Raw genomic sequence first — 17,851 nt, forward strand, 5'->3', positions numbered from 1 at the left:
AACAATATAGAAATGAAAGAAAAAGTTTTATCAATAATATGTGTATTAGGAATCCTGATAGCTTCTTGTTCAGATTTTCTGGATTCCAAATCTCAAGATGAGGTGATTCCTAAGACAACGAAGGATTTTCGTGAATTGTTATTGGGATCGGGATATCCTAATCCCTCGAATGAGCATCCGGTAGCTATAACCAGTTATATGGATGATGATCTTGACTGTGACGTGAACAACTCTTCAGCGGGAGCGGATTACACCAAGAATATTTTTGCGGTTTACACGTGGCAACCCGATGCGGAGAGGTACGAAGAGACGGTTATGAGCCCGGAATTGGCTTCTACTCCTTATTATGCCATGTTCGAGCGGATCAAAGGTTGTAATGCCGTGCTAGATTATATAGATGAGGCGGTAGGAACTCAGCAGGAAAAAGATCAAATCAAAGCTGAAGCATTGGCAGTGAGAGCTTTGTTCTATTTTTGGTTGGTGAATCTCTACGGGGAGCCTTATACCGAGAACCCGCAGGCGTTGGGGGTACCTCTGAAGCTTTCTTCTTCGGTGGAGGAAGTTAGTATCGCCCGGAGCACGGTTGAAAAGGTGTATGAGCAGATTCTGACAGATTTGAATAAATCGGCAGAATTGCTGGGTGAAGAGAGTCGTGTGACCACGGATTACAGAATCAATCGACCGACGGTAGAGATCCTTCTTTCTAGAGTATATCTTTACATGGGAAATTGGCAAAAGGCAGTGGAAGCGGCAACAGAGGCTATCCGGATAGGAGGGGAATTAACGAATTTGACAGCAATAGAGAATGCAGATGCGAACTTTGTTTGTACCAAATATACCTCTCAAGAGGTAACTTGGATGTATGGAGGCAGTGTGTCGACCTTTAAAATTGAAAGTGGTCTGGGGATGTCTACCGAGTTAAGAATGGCTTACGGGGAGAACGATCGAAGAATGGATCTTTATTATTCATATGATGCAAGTAGAGGACAATATTATAATAAAAAACCATCGGCAACTGACGATTCTCCGAAGTCGGCAATACGTATTTCCGAGGCTTACTTGAATCGGGCGGAAGCTTATGTGTTGTGGGAAAATAAAACCACAGAGGCTTTGGCAGATCTGAATAAATTGCGTCGGAATCGTATCACGGGCTATCAAGATGTTGCCATCAGTAATCCCGAACTGTTGTTGAAAGAGATTCGTTTGGAGCGGCGTTTGGAATTAACTTTGGAAGGACATCGCTGGTTGGATTTACGTCGTTACGGGATGCCTTCTATCAAACATACTTGGTTGCCCGGTGTCGGGATGGCATTGCAGACTTATGTGTTGAAGGAGAAAGACCCGATGTACACGCTTCCGTTGCCGGAATCCGTGATAGGAGCGAATCTAGCCTTGACTCAAAATGCTTCGGCTTATGAACCGGAGCGAAAAGCAGAATGAAATTATGAATGATTAAAAGAGATTCGTTATGAAAAAAAGATATGTAATAGCAATGTTGATCGGGGGTATATTTTTGTGCTCCTGCTCGAAAGATGTGGCTTTGGGACCGAATGTAGAGTTTGAACGGGATTATGTGTTACCGCAAGGAGGAGATGCTGAATCGGACGAGCGGATCGTGGAATTGTATGAAAAATACGGTTCTTATTTTCTGTATGATTTTACCGTGGCTGATTTGAACTGGAATCAAGTAGCCAATTCTACGCTGTATAAATTGGCTTTGGGTGAACCGAAATATGCCATAGATATGTTGGATTTGTTGGATGAGGTATGGTTGAAATTTTATCCGGAGGAATTCTTGAAAAAGAATTTGCCGTATCGGGTTTTTATGGCGGATACGGTGTATTCCGTGTTGAGTTGGACGGATCGCCCGGAGATATGCGTGAGGACGGGTGATAATTCTTTGGCTTTTGGCTACATGAATAAAGATATCAAGAATAAAACGGCAGCGGAGAAATTGGAGTTAAAGAACACGGTTCAATCTCTATTCTTTGATTTGTTGCAAGTTCGGAAAGTGATAAGTATTCCGGAGGAATTCTATAAAATTAGTGATTATTCTACGGCGGCTAGTGCAGATATAGAGTCCGATAACTATGCTCGTAAACGCGGATTTGTGGCTAATCCCCTGTATGGAGGATATGAATGGTGTACTTATGTCAATTGGCAAACGAAAACGCTGTTGCAATCTGATGACTTGACTCATTTTCTGGCAAGCATTCTTCGCCGTACTTCCGAGCAGTGGGCAACTGATTTGACTTATCCGCTGGTAAAACAGAAGTATGATATTTTGGTCGCCCATTTCAAGAAAGAATATAATATTGATTTGGTTAAAATAGGGAATGCGACTTATTGATTTGTGTTGAAAAATAGGGAGGCGGGATTCGCTGCCTCCCGCTATTCCGTCAAAAGTGTGAAAATAATATGAACAGTGCGTTGAAAAACGGATTGTAGGGACGTGTTGTCATAAAATTAAAGATGTTTGAATTATAAAATTACTGTATGGAAAATTCAATTGTAAAAGTAGAGCATTTATCTCATCGTTACAGTGTCCAATGGGCTATCCGGGATATTAATTTCGAGATTAATCAACGGGGTATCATGGGACTTCTCGGCTCCAACGGGGCGGGAAAATCAACGACGATGAATATTATATGCGGGGTGTTAAAGCAGACAGAAGGAAATGTGTTTATTGACGGGATTAACCTGCGGGAGAATCCGGTGGAGGCGAAGAAGAATATCGGATTCTTGCCTCAAAAGGCACCTCTGCATTTAGATTTCACGGTAGACGAGTATCTGACGTATTGTGCGGATCTTCACATGGTGGATAAGAAGCAGATTAAGGCGGCGGTGGATGAGGCGAAGGCTCGTTGCGGGATTACACATTTCAGCAAACGGGTGTTGCGGAATCTTTCCGGGGGATACCAGCAACGTGTGGGTATCGCGCAGGCTATCGTGCATAAGCCGAAATTCGTCGTGTTGGACGAACCGACGAATGGATTGGATCCGAACCAAATCACTGAAGTACGCCATTTGATAAAGGAAATAGCGGAAGAGCGTTCGGTGTTGTTGTCTACCCATATTCTTTCCGAAGTACAGGCTACTTGCCGGGATATTAAGATGATCGAGAACGGACAGATGATATTTTCGGGCAGTATCGAGGAATTTGATAATTATATCCAACCGAATACCCTGCTAGTGGAATTGGATACGCCGCCGATGGAGTGCGATTTGCTTATGCCGGGAATCTCCAAGGTGGAAACCTTGTCGGAAAGACGATTCCGTTTGCGGTATGACGGTGATCAGGATACGGCTAAGCGTGTGGCTGAAACTTGTGTCACGAGAGGATGGGGATTGATAGAGCTGGTGATCGAGAAGAGTTCGTTGGACGCAATATTTGCCCAATTATCAAAAAGTGCTTCCAAGGGGAGAAAGTAGTATGTGAATTTATACGAGAAGAATATTATGAGAAGAATATATAAAATTGCAAAAGCGGAGTTGGCTACCCTGTTTTATTCTCCGGTAGCATGGTTTATTTTGGTCGTGTTCGCGTTTCAAGTAGGGATGACGTTTGTCGGGTTGATAGGAGAGAAAGCGCAGTCGAGTACATTGGGTTACGAGTGGGGGTTTCAAACGGCTACATTATTAGGTGGCATGCGCGGCTTGTATACAATAGTGCAACAATATTTGTACTTGTATATGCCCTTGTTGACGATGTCGTTGATGAGTCGAGAGTATAGCAGCGGTTCTATTAAATTGCTTTACGCGTCACCGGTGACTTCTACCCATATCATTTTGGGAAAATTCCTTTCCATGATGCTTTACGGATTGGTGTTGATGGGTGTGTTATTTATTATGGTGTTGTTTGCCGGTTGTGTTATTCCTAATTTTGGATTCAAAGAAGCTTTAGTCGGTTTGCTGGGACTTTATTTATTGTTGTGTGCTTACGCTTCTATCGGTCTGTTCGTGTCTTCGCTGACTTCCTATCAGGTAGTTGCCGGTATCGGGACATTGGTGATTCTGGCTGCGTTGAACTACGTGAACCAAGTAGGACAGAGTTATGATTTCGTGCGTGATATTACCTATTGGCTTTGTATTTCAGGACGTTCTGGAGAGATGATTGCCGGATTGGTTTGTAGTGAGGACGTGATCTATTTTATTGCGGTACCGGCAATGTTTTTGTCACTGACGATTTTGAGATTGAATTCAACCCGCCAGTATGCCCCGAAGGGTGTTATGTGGGGAAAATATCTGGGAGTGATTGCGGGAACTTGTCTGATTGGTTATATTACATCCCGTCCGATGATGATGTGTTTCTATGATTCGACGGAAACGAAACGGATGACTCTGACGCCGGCGAGTCAGGAAATCATGAACTCGCTGGAGGATGGAATGACGATAACGACTTATGTGAATTATTTGGATCGAGATGCTTTTTACGGGTGGCCCGAGATGGTGAACGATGATAAAAGGCGTTTCAAGCAATATCTTCGCTTCAAGCCGGATATTAAGATGAAATATGTTTATTATTATGATACGGTGACTACTAATCCTTGGCTGATGAGTCGCTATCCAGAAAAAACAATTGATGAAATCGCAAAAGAGGAGTCTGAAAAACGGGACTGGGATATCAAGAAATTGCTGACACCGGAACAGATTAAAAAGATAATCGATTTGGAACCGGAAGGGAATGTTTTCGTGCGGTTGGTAGAACGGAAAAACGGACAAAAGGCTTTCCTGCGGTTGTTTAACGATATGGAAAAACACCCGAGTGAGGCGGAAATCGGAGTAATGTTCAAACGTTTTGTAATGGATATGCCTAAAGTGGGATTCCTTACCGGACACGGGGAACCTTCCATCACCGGAGAGCGGAAACGAGATTATTTGTTGTTCGCCGGAGCGAAAAACTTCCGTCATTCGTTGCTGAATCAAGGATTCGATACGGAAGAGGTTTCTATTTCAGGTGATTCCGATATTCCCGGCTATATAAATATTTTGGTTATTGCTGATATGAACACTCCTTTAAATTCGGAGGAGATGACCAAATTGAACAAGTATATCGAACGGGGCGGCAATCTATTGATTGCGGGCGGAGCAGGAAAGCAAAACATCATGAACCCAATTATCGAACCGTTTGGTGTACGTATGTTACCGGGAACACTGGTACAGAAGAAAGTAGATATCCTTCCGAATTCCATGATAATAAATGCTGTGCCTGAAACGGTGAAAGAACTCTCGTATCATTATGAATTTATGTGGGTAACACGCGGGTGGAAGGTAAACATGAAAGATGCCGTGGGATTGGATTACACGACGGATAAGGGCTTTACCGTGCAGGAGTTATTGCGTACGGATTCTACCGGATGTTGGAATGAGATGGAAACACGGGATTTCGTGAATGATTCCGTGGTATTGAATCCCGCGGCGGGAGAGATTGAACGGATGTACCCGACGGCTTTGGCTCTATCCCGTAAAATAGGTGATCGCGAACAACGAATCATGATCTTGGGAAATGCCAGTTGTATCAGTAATGACGGGGTAGCTGGAGAACGAGGGGTAGCCGTGGCGAATTATCCGTTGGTAACCGGGACGTTCCATTGGTTCTCTTACGGGGAGGCGCCTTTGGATGTACGCCGTCCGAATGGGTCGGATGTCGGGATTCATCTGAAACGTCCGGATATGCCGTACGTGAAGATTGCCTTCATGGGTGTTGTTCCCGTGATTCTGTTGTTGTGGGGTACGATTTTGTGGATTCGTAGAAAGAGAAATTAATAAAAAGAAATTGAAATAATGGGATTTCGGATAGATAAACAAACTTTGAACGACTTGGCGATATTGAGCGCCGGGGCTAACAAATCGGTGTACGAAATCTTCAACAGGACGCATACGCGAGGAGGGGCAAAAGTACTGGAAGAGATGTTCCAGTACCCCCTTTCCGAATACGATTTGATTGCTAACCGGAGTGCGGCGATACATTACTATCAAGAGTGCGGGATGGAATTTCCGTTTAGAGCGGCTATTTTCGATGCTATCGAGTTTTATCTGGATAACACGGATACCCGTAGTCAGTTGATGAGTCAGAATAATACGCTGGAATGGAAAGTGAAAAATCTGATGGGTGCCGAAACGGGATATACATGGATACAAAACGGTATTCTGGGATGTCTTGAATTGTTGAATACCTTGAATGATTTTCTGAATAAAACCGGGAGCACGGACAGTAAAGACGTGACCGAGGTAAATGTGAACTTGAAGAATTTGTTGGACAATGAAAAGTGGGCATGGTACGCGGGCAAGAAAAAGATAAATTACGAGGAAGCCGTCGTCTATGACCGGATTCTTCGGTTCGAGGAACGGGAGAATTTCCGAAAGATACTTCATTACGTTTATTTGATGGATGTATATATCGCCGTGGCACGGGTCGCTAAGGAACGAGGATTTGCTTTTGCTTCCGTGCTTCCTGCCGAGCGCAACGTGTTGAAGATAAAAGGTGCTTTCCATCCGTTTTTGGCGAAACCGATAGGCAACACGATCGAGGTGGACGAGAATAGCAATATCATTTTTCTCACGGGAGCCAATATGGCGGGGAAATCCACGTTTATGAAAACTTTTTCCATCGCGATATTCCTTGCGCACGTGGGGTTCCCCGTTCCGGCGGAAGCGATGGAGTTCTCCGTGCGCAACGGGATGTTCACGACTATTAATCTGCCCGATAACCTAAGCATGGGATATAGCCATTTCTACGCGGAGGTATTACGTTTGAAGAAAGTCGTGATGCAATTGCAACAGACCAAGAATCTCGTGATCGTGTTCGACGAACTTTTCCGGGGTACGAATGTCAAGGATGCTTATGATGCCACGCTTGCCGTGACGGAAGCCTTCGCGGGTGTTCCCAATTGCTTGTTTTTGATTTCTACACATATCATAGAAGTCGGTTTAGTTTTGAAAGAACGGTGTAAGAATATTCGTTTTGTTTATCTTCCGACTAAAATGGAGGGGAGCAAACCGGTTTATACTTATCGGCTGGCAGAGGGGATCACGAATGACCGACACGGAATGATTATCATCAATAACGAGAGAATCATTGATATTATAAACGGGGAAGGAGGAAAATCATGAGTTTTGAAACGGATAAACAGACTTTGGACGATTTGAACATATTGGGTAAGTATAGCAGTAATTCGGTTTATAGCCTGTTTGGCGGATTGGTAACCAGAGGGGCGGAACGATTAATGGATCAGATGTTTACCCATCCCTTGACGGATGCTGAAGAGATCAACCGGAGAACAGCGATTTTCCGTTATTTTAAAACGCATGCTCTTGAATTTCCTGGTGATTCCGAGGAATTGGAAGAGATCGACCAGTACATAGGGAATGCCGGGCGTACATCTTGGTTTGTCAATTTGTTGTTGCTGTGCAAAATGAAGTCTTTGGAGTTGATTAGTAAAGACGAGCATTTTGGCATCTGGCGTGCAGGCATGGAAGCGACTATTCATTTCTTGCGTGAAAGCAAAGCGTTTCTCGAGCGGGTGAATGAAGATATAGCGGGCAATCCATTGGAAGAACGAGTGAAGTGGGGATTGGATTTGTTGAATAATAAGGCTTTTGCCCGGTTGTTGGAAGATACGACACGACCTTTGAGTTTCGGTCAGATGTTTTCTGTCGACCGTTTGTTGCGGAGCGTATGGCTCAAGCCGTTGCAGGAGTTACTCGGTCTTTTCTGCGAGATAGACCTTTATATTGTGGTCGGACGAGTGGCTCGTGAATATGACTTCTGTTTCGCGGAAGCCATGAAAGAGGGAGAGGTATCTATCGAGATAAAAGGTTTGCATCATCCCTGTATCCGTAAGGCTGTTGCCAACGATCTTTCCATAACCCGCCAGAAGAATATTTTTTTCCTGACGGGAGCGAATATGGCGGGGAAGTCCACGCTCATGAAATCTTTCGGTATCGCGGTGTATATGGCACACATGGGATTCCCCGTGGCTGCCAGAGAAATGCGTTTTACCGTGCAGGACGGGATGTATACCTCTATCAATGTGCCGGATAATATAAACATGGGATACAGTCATTTTTACGCGGAAGTGCTTCGGGTGAAGAAAGTGGCTATCGAGGTGAGCCTTTCCAAACGGCTCGTGGTGATCTTCGATGAACTTTTCAAGGGTACGAATGTCAAGGATGCTTATGATGCCACGTATGCCGTGACCTCGGCTTTGGCAAAGCGCCACGCTTGTTCCTTTATGATCTCGACGCATATCATCGAGGTCGGTCATGAGTTGGGTAAAAATTGCGATAATGCAACCTTTGCTTACTTGCCCACGGTGATGAACGGGAGTGTACCGACTTACACCTATAAGTTGGAACCGGGAATAACCAATGATAAGCACGGTATGATTATCATTAATAATGAGCGGATTGTCGAGCTGATTCGGGAAGTGAAGTAAAGGGGATATTCCGGATGATATAATTACCTCGTCGATGATTAATTGTCGATGAGGTAATTTGTTTTATAGCTAATTACTGGTGTGGTTGTTTTTCTCGATTATATCGTTTATTTTTGCTGTGATAGTAATATGTACATGGAAGATAAGGAAATCGATATTTTAATTCGTTTGCAGAAGCGTGACCGGGAAGCGTTTCGGTTTCTTTACGAGCAGTATTTTGCTAAAATGGTTTTATTTGCCGAGAGTTACTTGTATGACGAGGAGGAGGCGAAAGATCTGGTACAGGATTTATTTTTTTATATCTGGGATCACGCGAAGACCTTGCAGGTGATGACCTCTTTGAAAGCATATCTTTATACCTCTTTACGGAATCGCTGTCTGAATGTGTTGCGTGATCGTAAAATCCGGGATGAGCATAACGATAAGTTATTTGAAGCACAATTGTTTTCCGGGACGGAAGATGTTGTGATTGATGAAGAAGTACAGCGGCGTCTACAAGAAGCCTTAGACTCATTGCCGGATCGGTGCAAAGAGATTATCCTGTTGAAGGTGGTGGAAGGAAAGAAGAATCGGGAAATAGCCGAGCAATTGGATATTGCCGAAACGACGGTAAAGACTCAGGTACAACGGGCATACCGGATGTTGCGTGAGAAGTTGGTGCCGATTCTATTGTTGATAGAATGGCTCCAGCAGGGGTAATGCGTTCGTGAGCTTAAAAATCTTTTGTTAAAATCATTTTTTTTGTACTCCGTTTTTTATTCCGGTGTGTCTTAGGTGTGTAATTGTGATGAAACTATGACAGACAGGATGCATATAAATTGGGATATCATTGTGCGACGGCTATTGCATGAATCTTCGGAAGAGGAGAATCAACTAGTGGAGAAATGGCTTGCGGAGGATGAAGCGAACCGGGAATATTACCGGAAGGCGAAGCATTACTTTGACGTGTACTACACGGGAGAGGAGTCCCGGGAAGTAGATTCGGAAGGTGCGTGGGCGGAGTTCGTTACTTATACCGATAAGTCTTCCCGTAAATTTTTATGGAAGAAAGTCATCGGGTATGCAGCAGCGGTGCTTATACTTTTTGGGGTGGGATTCACGTATTGGATGTCGGATAGTCGGGTAAAACAGCCGGAGGCGGTAGCCGTGAATCAACCGTTGAAACCGGGTACGATGAAAGCGTTTTTAGTATTTAATTCGGGAGAACAAATTGCATTGACCGATTCGTCCGTCTTGGAACGGGTGGTTGAGGAGTACAAGCAAAAAATGGTAACCTCTCGAGATATGCAACAGGAAAAAGAGGAATATAATACACTTGTTATTCCAAGAGGAGGTGAGTACAATTTGGTATTGGCAGATGGGACAAGTGTGAAACTGAATTCCGATTCAAAATTGAGTTTCCCGGAGAGGTTTATCGGGAAAGAGAGAAGGGTACGATTGGAAGGTGAGGCTTTATTTCAAGTGGTAAAGGACACGGGGCATCCTTTTATCGTGGAAACGGAAAATGGAGAGGTCGAAGTTTTGGGAACGGTGTTTAACGTGAACGCGTATCCCGATGAAGAATTCGTGCAAACCACGCTGGTAGAGGGGAAGGTTGCATTCCAAGGAACAGGGATGCCGGATGCATTGGTAATTACTCCCGGAGAACAAGTAACCTACGATAAAGAAACCCGGGAAGCGGATGTCGTGAAAGTAGACACGGAAATCTACACGGCATGGGCTGAGGGGAAATGGATTATCGAGGGCGAGAGATTGGAAAATATCATGAAACAACTGGCTCGTTGGTATGATGTGAAAGTTTTTTATCAAAACCCGCGAGTCAAGGATTTAGTTTTCACGGGTGACTTGGAAAAATACAATAACTGCGAGGTCATATTGAATATTATATCCATGACGACAAACGTGGTTTTTGAAGTAAAGGATAATACTATAACTGTAAAAATGTAATAAATAAAAACCGGAAGGTGTTGCGACCACCTGCCGGCTGAAAATGTGTTAATCTTTGTATCAATCTTAACATTAACAAGACAAATGTATGAAAAAAAATCGAAACGAGGGCTACCCCGCTAAGTGGGTATGTCTAAAAAAAATGATTTTAGTGATGAAACTGACGTGTTTTTTTACGGTGCTCTTACTATTACAAGTTTCGGCGGCAACTTACTCGCAGAAGCGGGTGAACTTGGATGTCGAGAATGTAAGCATGTTGGATGTAATTCAAGAATTACGCCAGCAGACGGGCTATAAATTCTTTTTTAATCACAACGAATTAGAAAAGGTGAAAGATGTTTCTGCGAAGTTCGAGAACGAGGAGTTGGAGAAGGTATTGGATGCGATTCTCGGGAAAGTGAATTTGGCTTATCGCGTGGAGCAAGGTGTGATTATTATTGTATCGGGCAAGGGAAATGACGAGAAAAAGGAAGTCGTACGTATCACGGGAAAAGTGACGGACGAGAAAAAACAGCCGCTTCCCGGGGTAACTGTTATCGTGAAAGGTTTGACGCTGGGGACAGCTACCGATACGAAGGGAACGTTCTCGTTGACTTTACCGAAAGCAGAGAATATATCGTTGCTTTTTTCATTTATCGGGATGGAAACACAAGAAGTGAAATACACGGGGCAGGATACTCTTCGTGTTGTCATGAAAGAATCAGCCGAACAATTGGATGAAGTGATCGTGCGAACCGGGTATCAGAATATTGATAAGCGTAAGTTGACCAGTGCCGTGCAAACCATCAAGATGGACGATATAAGGGTTGCGGGAGTGAACACCATCGACCAGATGTTGGAAGGACGTATTCCGGGTATGATTTTCATGCAGAACTCCGGTCAGGTGGGTGCCGCACCGAAATTGAGGATACGGGGTACTTCGACTGTTCTGGGCAATAGGGAGCCGTTGTGGGTGCTGGACGGGGTGGTTTTGACCGATCCGGTGAACGTGGATCCGGCACAAATCAATGACTTGGACTTCGTGAATCTGTTGGGGAATGCCATTTCGGGATTGAATCCTAACGATATAGAACAAATCGACGTGTTGAAGGATGCTTCGGCAACGGCTCTTTACGGTGCTAAAGCGGGTAACGGGGTGATTGTGATCACGACGAAAAAAGGGAAGGCTGGTCCTCCCAGCGTGACTTATTCCGGGACGGCTTCTTTTACACGGCGTCCGCGTTACAGCGACCGGGCTATATATCTGATGAATTCAAAGGAGCGGGTAGATGTTTCCCGGGAGTTGGTAGAGCGGGGTGTTTATTATAACAATGTGGATAGCTGGGTAGGATACGAGGCTGTGGTACAAGATTATTACAATGGTGCGATCGATTATAAGGAGTATAACCGGTTGGTTTCGTATTACGAGACATTGAACACGGATTGGTTTGATATTGTGTGTCAAGATGTGTTTTCACATAACCATACGTTAAGCCTGTCGGGTGGTTCTACCAATATCCGCTATTATGCTTCTCTCGGGATGAGCGATGAGAACGGGGCTATAAAAGGCGAGAATAACAAACGCTATTCAACGACGTTGAACTTGACGGCTAATTACGAGCGTTTTACTGCACGATTCCAGCTTCAGGGAAATGTATCTAGCCGTGATTACAATCCTTCGGAATTAGGCGTTTTGGATTATGCTTATAACATGAGTCGTGCCGTTCCGGCTTTTAATCCCGATGGTTCCCGTTATTTTTATCAGCGGACAGGTAGCACTATGCCGGTGTTTAATTTCAACGTGTTGAACGAAATGGATAATTCCGGGGATAAAACCAAGGGAAGCGCTATTAATATGCAGGCACATATCGGTTACAACGTTATCGACGATTTAAAACTGGAGGGAACATTATCTTACGCGGTAAGCAACACGAATCAAGAGATTTATTTCACGGAGGATACCTATTACGTGCACAAGTTACGTGCCGACCAGACGGAACGGAATGACTTGTGTCCTATCGGTGGTGAATTGCGGAAAAGTGAGGTGCGCAATACTAGTTGGATGGCCCGGGTGCAAGCAAATTACGTCAAGAACGTGGGAAAAGAGGGTAAGCATAACGTGAGTGGTTCTGCCGGTTTGGAATTGAATTCTCAAAGATACGATGGCTTCAATATTACACGTCGTGGGTATCATAGAGATCGGGGTAAATTGTTTTCTTCTATTCCCCAGACGTACACGGGATATTATAACCAATTTATGGCAAGTGCCAATGCTTTGGGGGTTATCACGGAAAATTTGACAAATTCGGTAGCGTGGTATGCGATGGCCGGGTACGATTATGACAACCGCTATATGTTGAATTTGCATATTCGAGGGGAGGCTTCCAATTTATTCGGGTCACGGGCAAATGATCGAATGATGCCGATTTGGGCGTTGTCCGGTCGTTGGAACGTGAAGCAGGATATTTTGAAATCTGTTGATTGGGTGGATGACATCGCGTTAAGGGGTTCTTTCGGTTATCAGGGAAATATGTTGAGTAACCAGACCCCGAATATGATTATTAGGCAAGATATTGACTATTCAGGGAAATACGGTGAGTTTAATTCGAAGGTAGCCCATTACCCGAATCCTGATTTAAGATGGGAAAAGACAGCGTCCACGAACATTACATTGGATTTTTCGCTTTTGAAAAATAAGATTAACGGTTCGGTTTCATACTATTATAAAAAGACTCGGGATGCATTTTTGACCAAGACCATTTCCGAAATCAATGGAACCAAGCAATACGTGGTAAATAGCGGGACGCTTGTAAACAAGGGAATAGAGGTGAGTTTGAATTTTACCCCGATCAACCGTGCCGGACTGGATGGCGGGAAGAGAGGGTTTGTTTGGCGCATAGATCCTCAGTTGGGGCAGGTGTTGAATGAATTGGTAAATAGTGCGATAAATAACCGGAATAACGTGTTGCGGGATGAGATCGAGTATACCGATATGTTGACCGGTGACGTGGATATTGCCGGGGAACCTTTGAATACATTCTATTCATATCGCTTTAAAGGATTGAGTCCGGTAGACGGTTCTCCTGTTTTTTACGGGGCGGAGGATGAATTGCAGGATGAGCTGAGCAAGAAATATAACAATATGGAACGGGAAGATGTCTTTTTGGAGGTAATGGAGAGATCAGGACGGCGTGAGCCTTACCTGCAAGGGGGAATCTCGAATTATTTCGGGTATCGGAATTTCGGTTTATCGTTTAATCTGGCTTATAGTTTGGGTAACAAAATTCGTTTGTTGAAATTGTGTACCGAATACGGGACAACCAACCCCAATCCGTCAAGCAATTTGCGGCGTGAATTTGTAAATCGTTGGAGAAAGCCGGGTGACGAGAATTATACCAATATTCCTGCGTTGAATACAGTTGCGGGAGCCCATACTAATCCATGGTGGAATAGTGGATCGAATGTGACACATACAATTGCATCTAATATTTACGAGATGTATGACAATTCGGACATCCGGGTGGTAAGTGGAAATTACTTGCGCTTATCGTCGCTTTCTTTCCGTTACAACGTGGATGATCGGTTTTGCAAGAAATTAGGTCTTAAGTCTGCCTATATCAACTTGACGGGAACGAACTTGTTCACGATAGCCCATAAAAAGTTGCGGGGACAGGATCCTACCCAGTCCGGTTCGTCGCCGAGTGTAAATCTTTCGGTACGTCCGACTTACTCGTGTAATCTTAGTATCACTTTCTAAAATTTGAGCGATGAAAAAAAGAGTTTTAATTTATATATTCGGGGTGCTTGCCCTTGGTCTTGGCTCTTGCGGTGATTTTTTGGAAGAATATTCGCAGAATCAGCGATATGCAACCACGGCGCAGGATTTGGACGAGTTGCTTAGAGGTGAATGTTTTATGCAAACGCCGAACCTTACTTCCAGTACTCAGGAAACGATGAGTTTCAGTAGCGGGCTTACCATGAATTACCCGTGGTTGCACGTGATGGATGATGACGCGGAGGAATTCGTGGAGGGGGTATTCCCTTACACTTCGAATTACCCGCGTAATGTACTGGGTTCTTTCTATCACTGGGGTTCTGATCCGTTTTTGACTTTGGAGAACGACCAGTACAGGGATAATGATTGGGAACGGTTTTACAAGAGTATAGGGGTATTGAATTCCATCATTTACATGGCGGACGAATTTCGTTCGAAAGAAGAGGATATCGAGTTGTTGAACAGGGTGGAAGGAGAGGCGCGTTTTCTTCGGGCAGGTTATTATTTCCTGTTGGTAAATATCTACGGGATGCCTTATAGCAAAGCTACCGCTTCCAGTGATGCCGGAGTGCCTTTAAAAATCACGGAACATATAGAGGATAAATATTTTAGCCGTAGTTCGGTGGAAGCGGTGTATTCGCAGATAGTCACGGATCTTAAACGTGCAACTGTTTGTCTGGAAGGTATAATACCTTCTTCGACATTGCGGGTTGGGGAAGTTGCCGCCAACGCGCTGTTGTCGAGAGTGTATTTGTATATGGAAGAATATGAGGCATGTATTGCCGCCGCAGACGAGGCAATGTCGGGGGCTTATTCGGTGATGGATTTGAACAGTTGGACAGATGGGAAAAACGTGATTTCATGGACATCGCCCGAAACGATTTTCACGCAGGGGGGGAATGCTGTTGTTTCGACATTCTTGAATTCTTCGACCGATTGGAATAATCCGAATCCGGATTATACATATCCGGAGCAAGCGTTTTCGTACCAAGTGTCCGAGGAGCTGTTGAGATGTTATGGCGATGGGGATTTGCGCAGAACCGCTTTTTTCAAGAATTCTTTGCATGCGGCTATTCCCGATAAGTATAAGACGTGGACGGATTATAATGATAATGACGAGATTGGGGCGGATTTTTTGATTCGTTTGCCGGAAGTGATTTTGAATAAGGCAGAGGCATTGGCAATGTTGAACCGGGATGGGGATGCGAAAACCGAGTTGGAAAAGTTGCGTTCCAAACGATTCGTGGTAGCTCCGTCAGTAACGGAAACGGGTGGGGCATTGATTGACTTTATCCGCGATGAACGTCGTCGGGAGCTTTGCTTCGAGGGACATCGTTGGTTTGATTTGCGACGCTATGCCGTGAACAGTATTCACCCTCTGCCGGATAATTTCACTATCCGTCACCGGAATAATGCTTATGAAGCAAATTCACGAACTTGGTATGAAAACGGTTATTACGAGTTGAATGCTTACACGCGAGATCGTGCGGCTTGGATGATTCCGATTCCGAACTATGCTATTGAATTTAACCGGGGAGAACTCCAGAACGAGATTCGCCCGAATAGAGAACTTCAAAGAGATTGATTATGAGAAAGAATAAATTCCTTTATGTATTGCTTTTGTCCGTGTTATTCACGGCGTGTGACAAGGAAGATAATTTGACGCCTTCCAACCTCGGTAAAGATTGGTTCACGATTGAAAATTCGGATGATCCTGTCGACCGGGCGATTTATCAATTCTACGTGGAAACGGGGATTCCCGTGTTCTATAACGATACGATCGGGCAAGAAACCCGCGTCGACAACTGGGGTAATTCTTATACACATTACGAAATCTTGCAGTTCGGTGCATCAGCGTTGGGGGGAACGGAAACTCCTAATCCGTTTTCGGCTTACGAGTTATGTCCGAGAGAAAATGTTGTCGACGGGCTTGAATTCCTGCGTGAAGAAATCGTGCCTGTTCTGCCCGAGAGTATTAAAATTCGCAGTTTCTTGTTGTTGAAATCTTTAACGCCCTATAATCCGGCAACAAGCAAGGAGGCTTTCAAAGGATTGAACACCGTGTTGATTTCCCGTGTTACCGAATTTGGGGACATGAGCGATGCGGAACGGCTGAACATGAAAGGAGCTGTTCTTAATGCAGTCCTTGCCACGCCGATCGCTGCTTATGCTGAAGAACTGGCAGTGTTCTATCAGACGACACGCGGCTGCTATACGCAGGCAGATTTGTATGGTTGTAATGGGTGGCGTTTTTATAATACTTACGGGTTCTCTGATCCGAGAACTGTCGGTTTCTTGAAAGACCCGAATCCTTATGATTATGGTAATATGCCCACGGAAACTCAGGATGTCGGAATGTATATCAGTGCGATATTTACTTCTACGCCGGAAGAGTTCGAAGCGTCGTACGGGGCATTTGATGCCGTGATGATCAAGTATAGAATTATAGTGTCCGTATTGAAGGAAATAGGGGTTTCTATATAGATTATTCGTTTATTCATAGAGTGTTACTATTAATGGAAGAGAGTCAAACTCTCTTCCGTTGAGGAACACATTGCCGTAATTGAAAGAAGTATGTTTTGTATTGTATAAAATGAACTGAAATGAAAAAAATTCTATTGATTTATGTCGGGATTTTGTGTTCTGCGCTGGTTTTCGGGCAGACAAATTTCCAGAAATTGACATTAAACGAAGCCTGTGAAAAGGCGAAAGCGGAAGGGAAAATGGTTTTTGTAGATCTTTACACGTCGTGGTGTGGACCTTGTAAAGTGATGGCTGCCGATGTATTCCCGAACGTACAGTTGGGTGAGTTTATGAACAAGCATTTCGTGTGCGTGAAATATGACACGGGTGCGGAGGAAGATGGCAAAGTCCTCGCGCAAAAGTTCAACGTTCAGGCATACCCGACATTCCTGTTACTGAATACCGCTCAAGGGTTAGAAAATCAAATTGTCGGCGCCACGATTGACCCGTCAGAGTTTAAAAAAATGGTGGAAGAGGCCATGTCGGCTTCAATTGCCAGTTTGGGAAAACAATACGCGGAGGGTAACCGGGATGCTTCTTTCTTGACAAATTATTTGCAGGAATTGTTGAAAGCCCAAATGATCGCGGAAGCACAAGAAGTACGTGCGGAATTGTTCAAGGTGGTTCTGGACGCCCAAAAGTCGAATAGAGAGTATTGGTACATTTATGATAATCAGGTATTATCCCCGATTTGTTCGGAACCGATGGATTTCCTGTTTGCACATTTCGACCAATTTCGCGAGAGCATGGGTGAGGAAAAAGTGTTGGAGAGAATCTCGATGGCTTTTGAGATAAAATTGAGAGATATGATTCGCGGTCGGGAAAAGATGGATGACTTGGATAAAGTGATAAAACAGATGAAACCTCATCATTTTAACTCTCGGTCACGTCTTGATGTTTATGCCTCTTTGGCGCAAGCGTTGCGTGCCGCTTGGGCGGATAACAAGAACAAAGAAAAAATAGAAAAAGTACTCGTGTTATGTGAAAAAGAATTCCCGAAAATCGATGGAGAGGATTTGGTTTGGTTTTATTTTCCCGTGACAATTTTCATCGCGGGTTCCGGGACGGAGGAACAATACGCTCGCGTGGTGAAATTACACGAGTACACTTACGAGCATACCGGGCATCAACCTTTGCAAATCGGACTGGGAAATATGCTCAATGCTAGGGAACAAAAACAGAATTAATA

General features: G+C 44.2%; 12 protein-coding genes. All 12 read left to right on the forward strand.

Annotated features, from left to right (window positions below; genetic code table 11):
* Positions 1-12 precede the first annotated feature (12 nt).
* The 12 genes from L0M98_RS17845 (at position 13) to L0M98_RS17900 (ending at position 17,849) form a co-directional block, all read left to right on the forward strand.
* On the forward strand, positions 13-1,440 hold the full coding sequence (locus L0M98_RS17845) for a RagB/SusD family nutrient uptake outer membrane protein (protein ID WP_227217080.1): 1,428 nt from the start codon (positions 13-15) through the stop codon (positions 1,438-1,440).
* Positions 1,441-1,468: 28 nt separating this feature from the next.
* Positions 1,469-2,350: a hypothetical protein gene (locus tag L0M98_RS17850; RefSeq protein WP_227217079.1), complete on the forward strand. Its 882-nt coding sequence runs from the start codon at positions 1,469-1,471 to the stop codon at positions 2,348-2,350.
* 146 nt (positions 2,351-2,496) lie between these two features.
* On the forward strand, positions 2,497-3,432 hold the full coding sequence (locus L0M98_RS17855; RefSeq protein ID WP_227217078.1) for an ABC transporter ATP-binding protein: 936 nt from the start codon (positions 2,497-2,499) through the stop codon (positions 3,430-3,432).
* Positions 3,433-3,459: 27 nt separating this feature from the next.
* Entirely contained in the window at positions 3,460-5,766 is a 2,307-nt protein-coding gene (locus L0M98_RS17860) for a Gldg family protein (protein ID WP_227217077.1), read from the forward strand.
* 18 nt (positions 5,767-5,784) lie between these two features.
* Positions 5,785-7,113 carry a MutS-related protein gene (locus L0M98_RS17865; RefSeq protein ID WP_227217076.1) on the forward strand — a complete coding sequence of 443 codons (1,329 nt, stop codon included), beginning with the start codon at positions 5,785-5,787 and terminating at the stop codon, positions 7,111-7,113.
* Positions 7,110-8,438 carry a MutS-related protein gene (locus L0M98_RS17870; protein ID WP_227217075.1) on the forward strand — a complete coding sequence of 443 codons (1,329 nt, stop codon included), beginning with the start codon at positions 7,110-7,112 and terminating at the stop codon, positions 8,436-8,438. The genes L0M98_RS17865 and L0M98_RS17870 overlap by 4 nt, the downstream gene beginning before the upstream one ends.
* Before the next feature lie 135 nt (positions 8,439-8,573).
* Entirely contained in the window at positions 8,574-9,137 is a 564-nt protein-coding gene (locus L0M98_RS17875) for an RNA polymerase sigma-70 factor (protein WP_227217074.1), read from the forward strand.
* A 96-nt stretch (positions 9,138-9,233) separates the two neighbouring features.
* On the forward strand, positions 9,234-10,385 hold the full coding sequence (locus L0M98_RS17880) for a FecR family protein (protein ID WP_227217073.1): 1,152 nt from the start codon (positions 9,234-9,236) through the stop codon (positions 10,383-10,385).
* A gap of 88 nt (positions 10,386-10,473) precedes the next feature.
* Positions 10,474-14,121, forward strand: a complete 3,648-nt coding sequence (locus L0M98_RS17885; RefSeq protein ID WP_227217072.1) for a SusC/RagA family TonB-linked outer membrane protein — start codon at positions 10,474-10,476, stop codon at positions 14,119-14,121.
* Between the two features lie 10 nt (positions 14,122-14,131).
* Positions 14,132-15,724, forward strand: coding sequence for a RagB/SusD family nutrient uptake outer membrane protein (locus L0M98_RS17890; protein ID WP_227217071.1), 1,593 nt, complete (start codon positions 14,132-14,134; stop codon positions 15,722-15,724).
* A gap of 2 nt (positions 15,725-15,726) precedes the next feature.
* Positions 15,727-16,623, forward strand: coding sequence for a hypothetical protein (locus L0M98_RS17895; RefSeq protein ID WP_227217070.1), 897 nt, complete (start codon positions 15,727-15,729; stop codon positions 16,621-16,623).
* Positions 16,624-16,742: 119 nt separating this feature from the next.
* Positions 16,743-17,849, forward strand: a complete 1,107-nt coding sequence (locus L0M98_RS17900) for a thioredoxin family protein (protein WP_227217069.1) — start codon at positions 16,743-16,745, stop codon at positions 17,847-17,849.
* Positions 17,850-17,851 lie beyond the last annotated feature (2 nt).

Source organism: Butyricimonas sp. DFI.6.44, from assembly GCF_022132345.1.
GTDB lineage: Bacteria > Bacteroidota > Bacteroidia > Bacteroidales > Marinifilaceae > Butyricimonas > Butyricimonas muris.

Coding starts and splice junctions, on each gene's coding strand:
- L0M98_RS17845 (WP_227217080.1), top strand. CDS start 13: ATGAAAGAAAAAGTTTTATCAATAATATGTGTATTAGGAATCCTGATA.
- L0M98_RS17850 (WP_227217079.1), top strand. CDS start 1,469: ATGAAAAAAAGATATGTAATAGCAATGTTGATCGGGGGTATATTTTTG.
- L0M98_RS17855 (WP_227217078.1), top strand. CDS start 2,497: ATGGAAAATTCAATTGTAAAAGTAGAGCATTTATCTCATCGTTACAGT.
- L0M98_RS17860 (WP_227217077.1), top strand. CDS start 3,460: ATGAGAAGAATATATAAAATTGCAAAAGCGGAGTTGGCTACCCTGTTT.
- L0M98_RS17865 (WP_227217076.1), top strand. CDS start 5,785: ATGGGATTTCGGATAGATAAACAAACTTTGAACGACTTGGCGATATTG.
- L0M98_RS17870 (WP_227217075.1), top strand. CDS start 7,110: ATGAGTTTTGAAACGGATAAACAGACTTTGGACGATTTGAACATATTG.
- L0M98_RS17875 (WP_227217074.1), top strand. CDS start 8,574: ATGGAAGATAAGGAAATCGATATTTTAATTCGTTTGCAGAAGCGTGAC.
- L0M98_RS17880 (WP_227217073.1), top strand. CDS start 9,234: ATGACAGACAGGATGCATATAAATTGGGATATCATTGTGCGACGGCTA.
- L0M98_RS17885 (WP_227217072.1), top strand. CDS start 10,474: ATGAAAAAAAATCGAAACGAGGGCTACCCCGCTAAGTGGGTATGTCTA.
- L0M98_RS17890 (WP_227217071.1), top strand. CDS start 14,132: ATGAAAAAAAGAGTTTTAATTTATATATTCGGGGTGCTTGCCCTTGGT.
- L0M98_RS17895 (WP_227217070.1), top strand. CDS start 15,727: ATGAGAAAGAATAAATTCCTTTATGTATTGCTTTTGTCCGTGTTATTC.
- L0M98_RS17900 (WP_227217069.1), top strand. CDS start 16,743: ATGAAAAAAATTCTATTGATTTATGTCGGGATTTTGTGTTCTGCGCTG.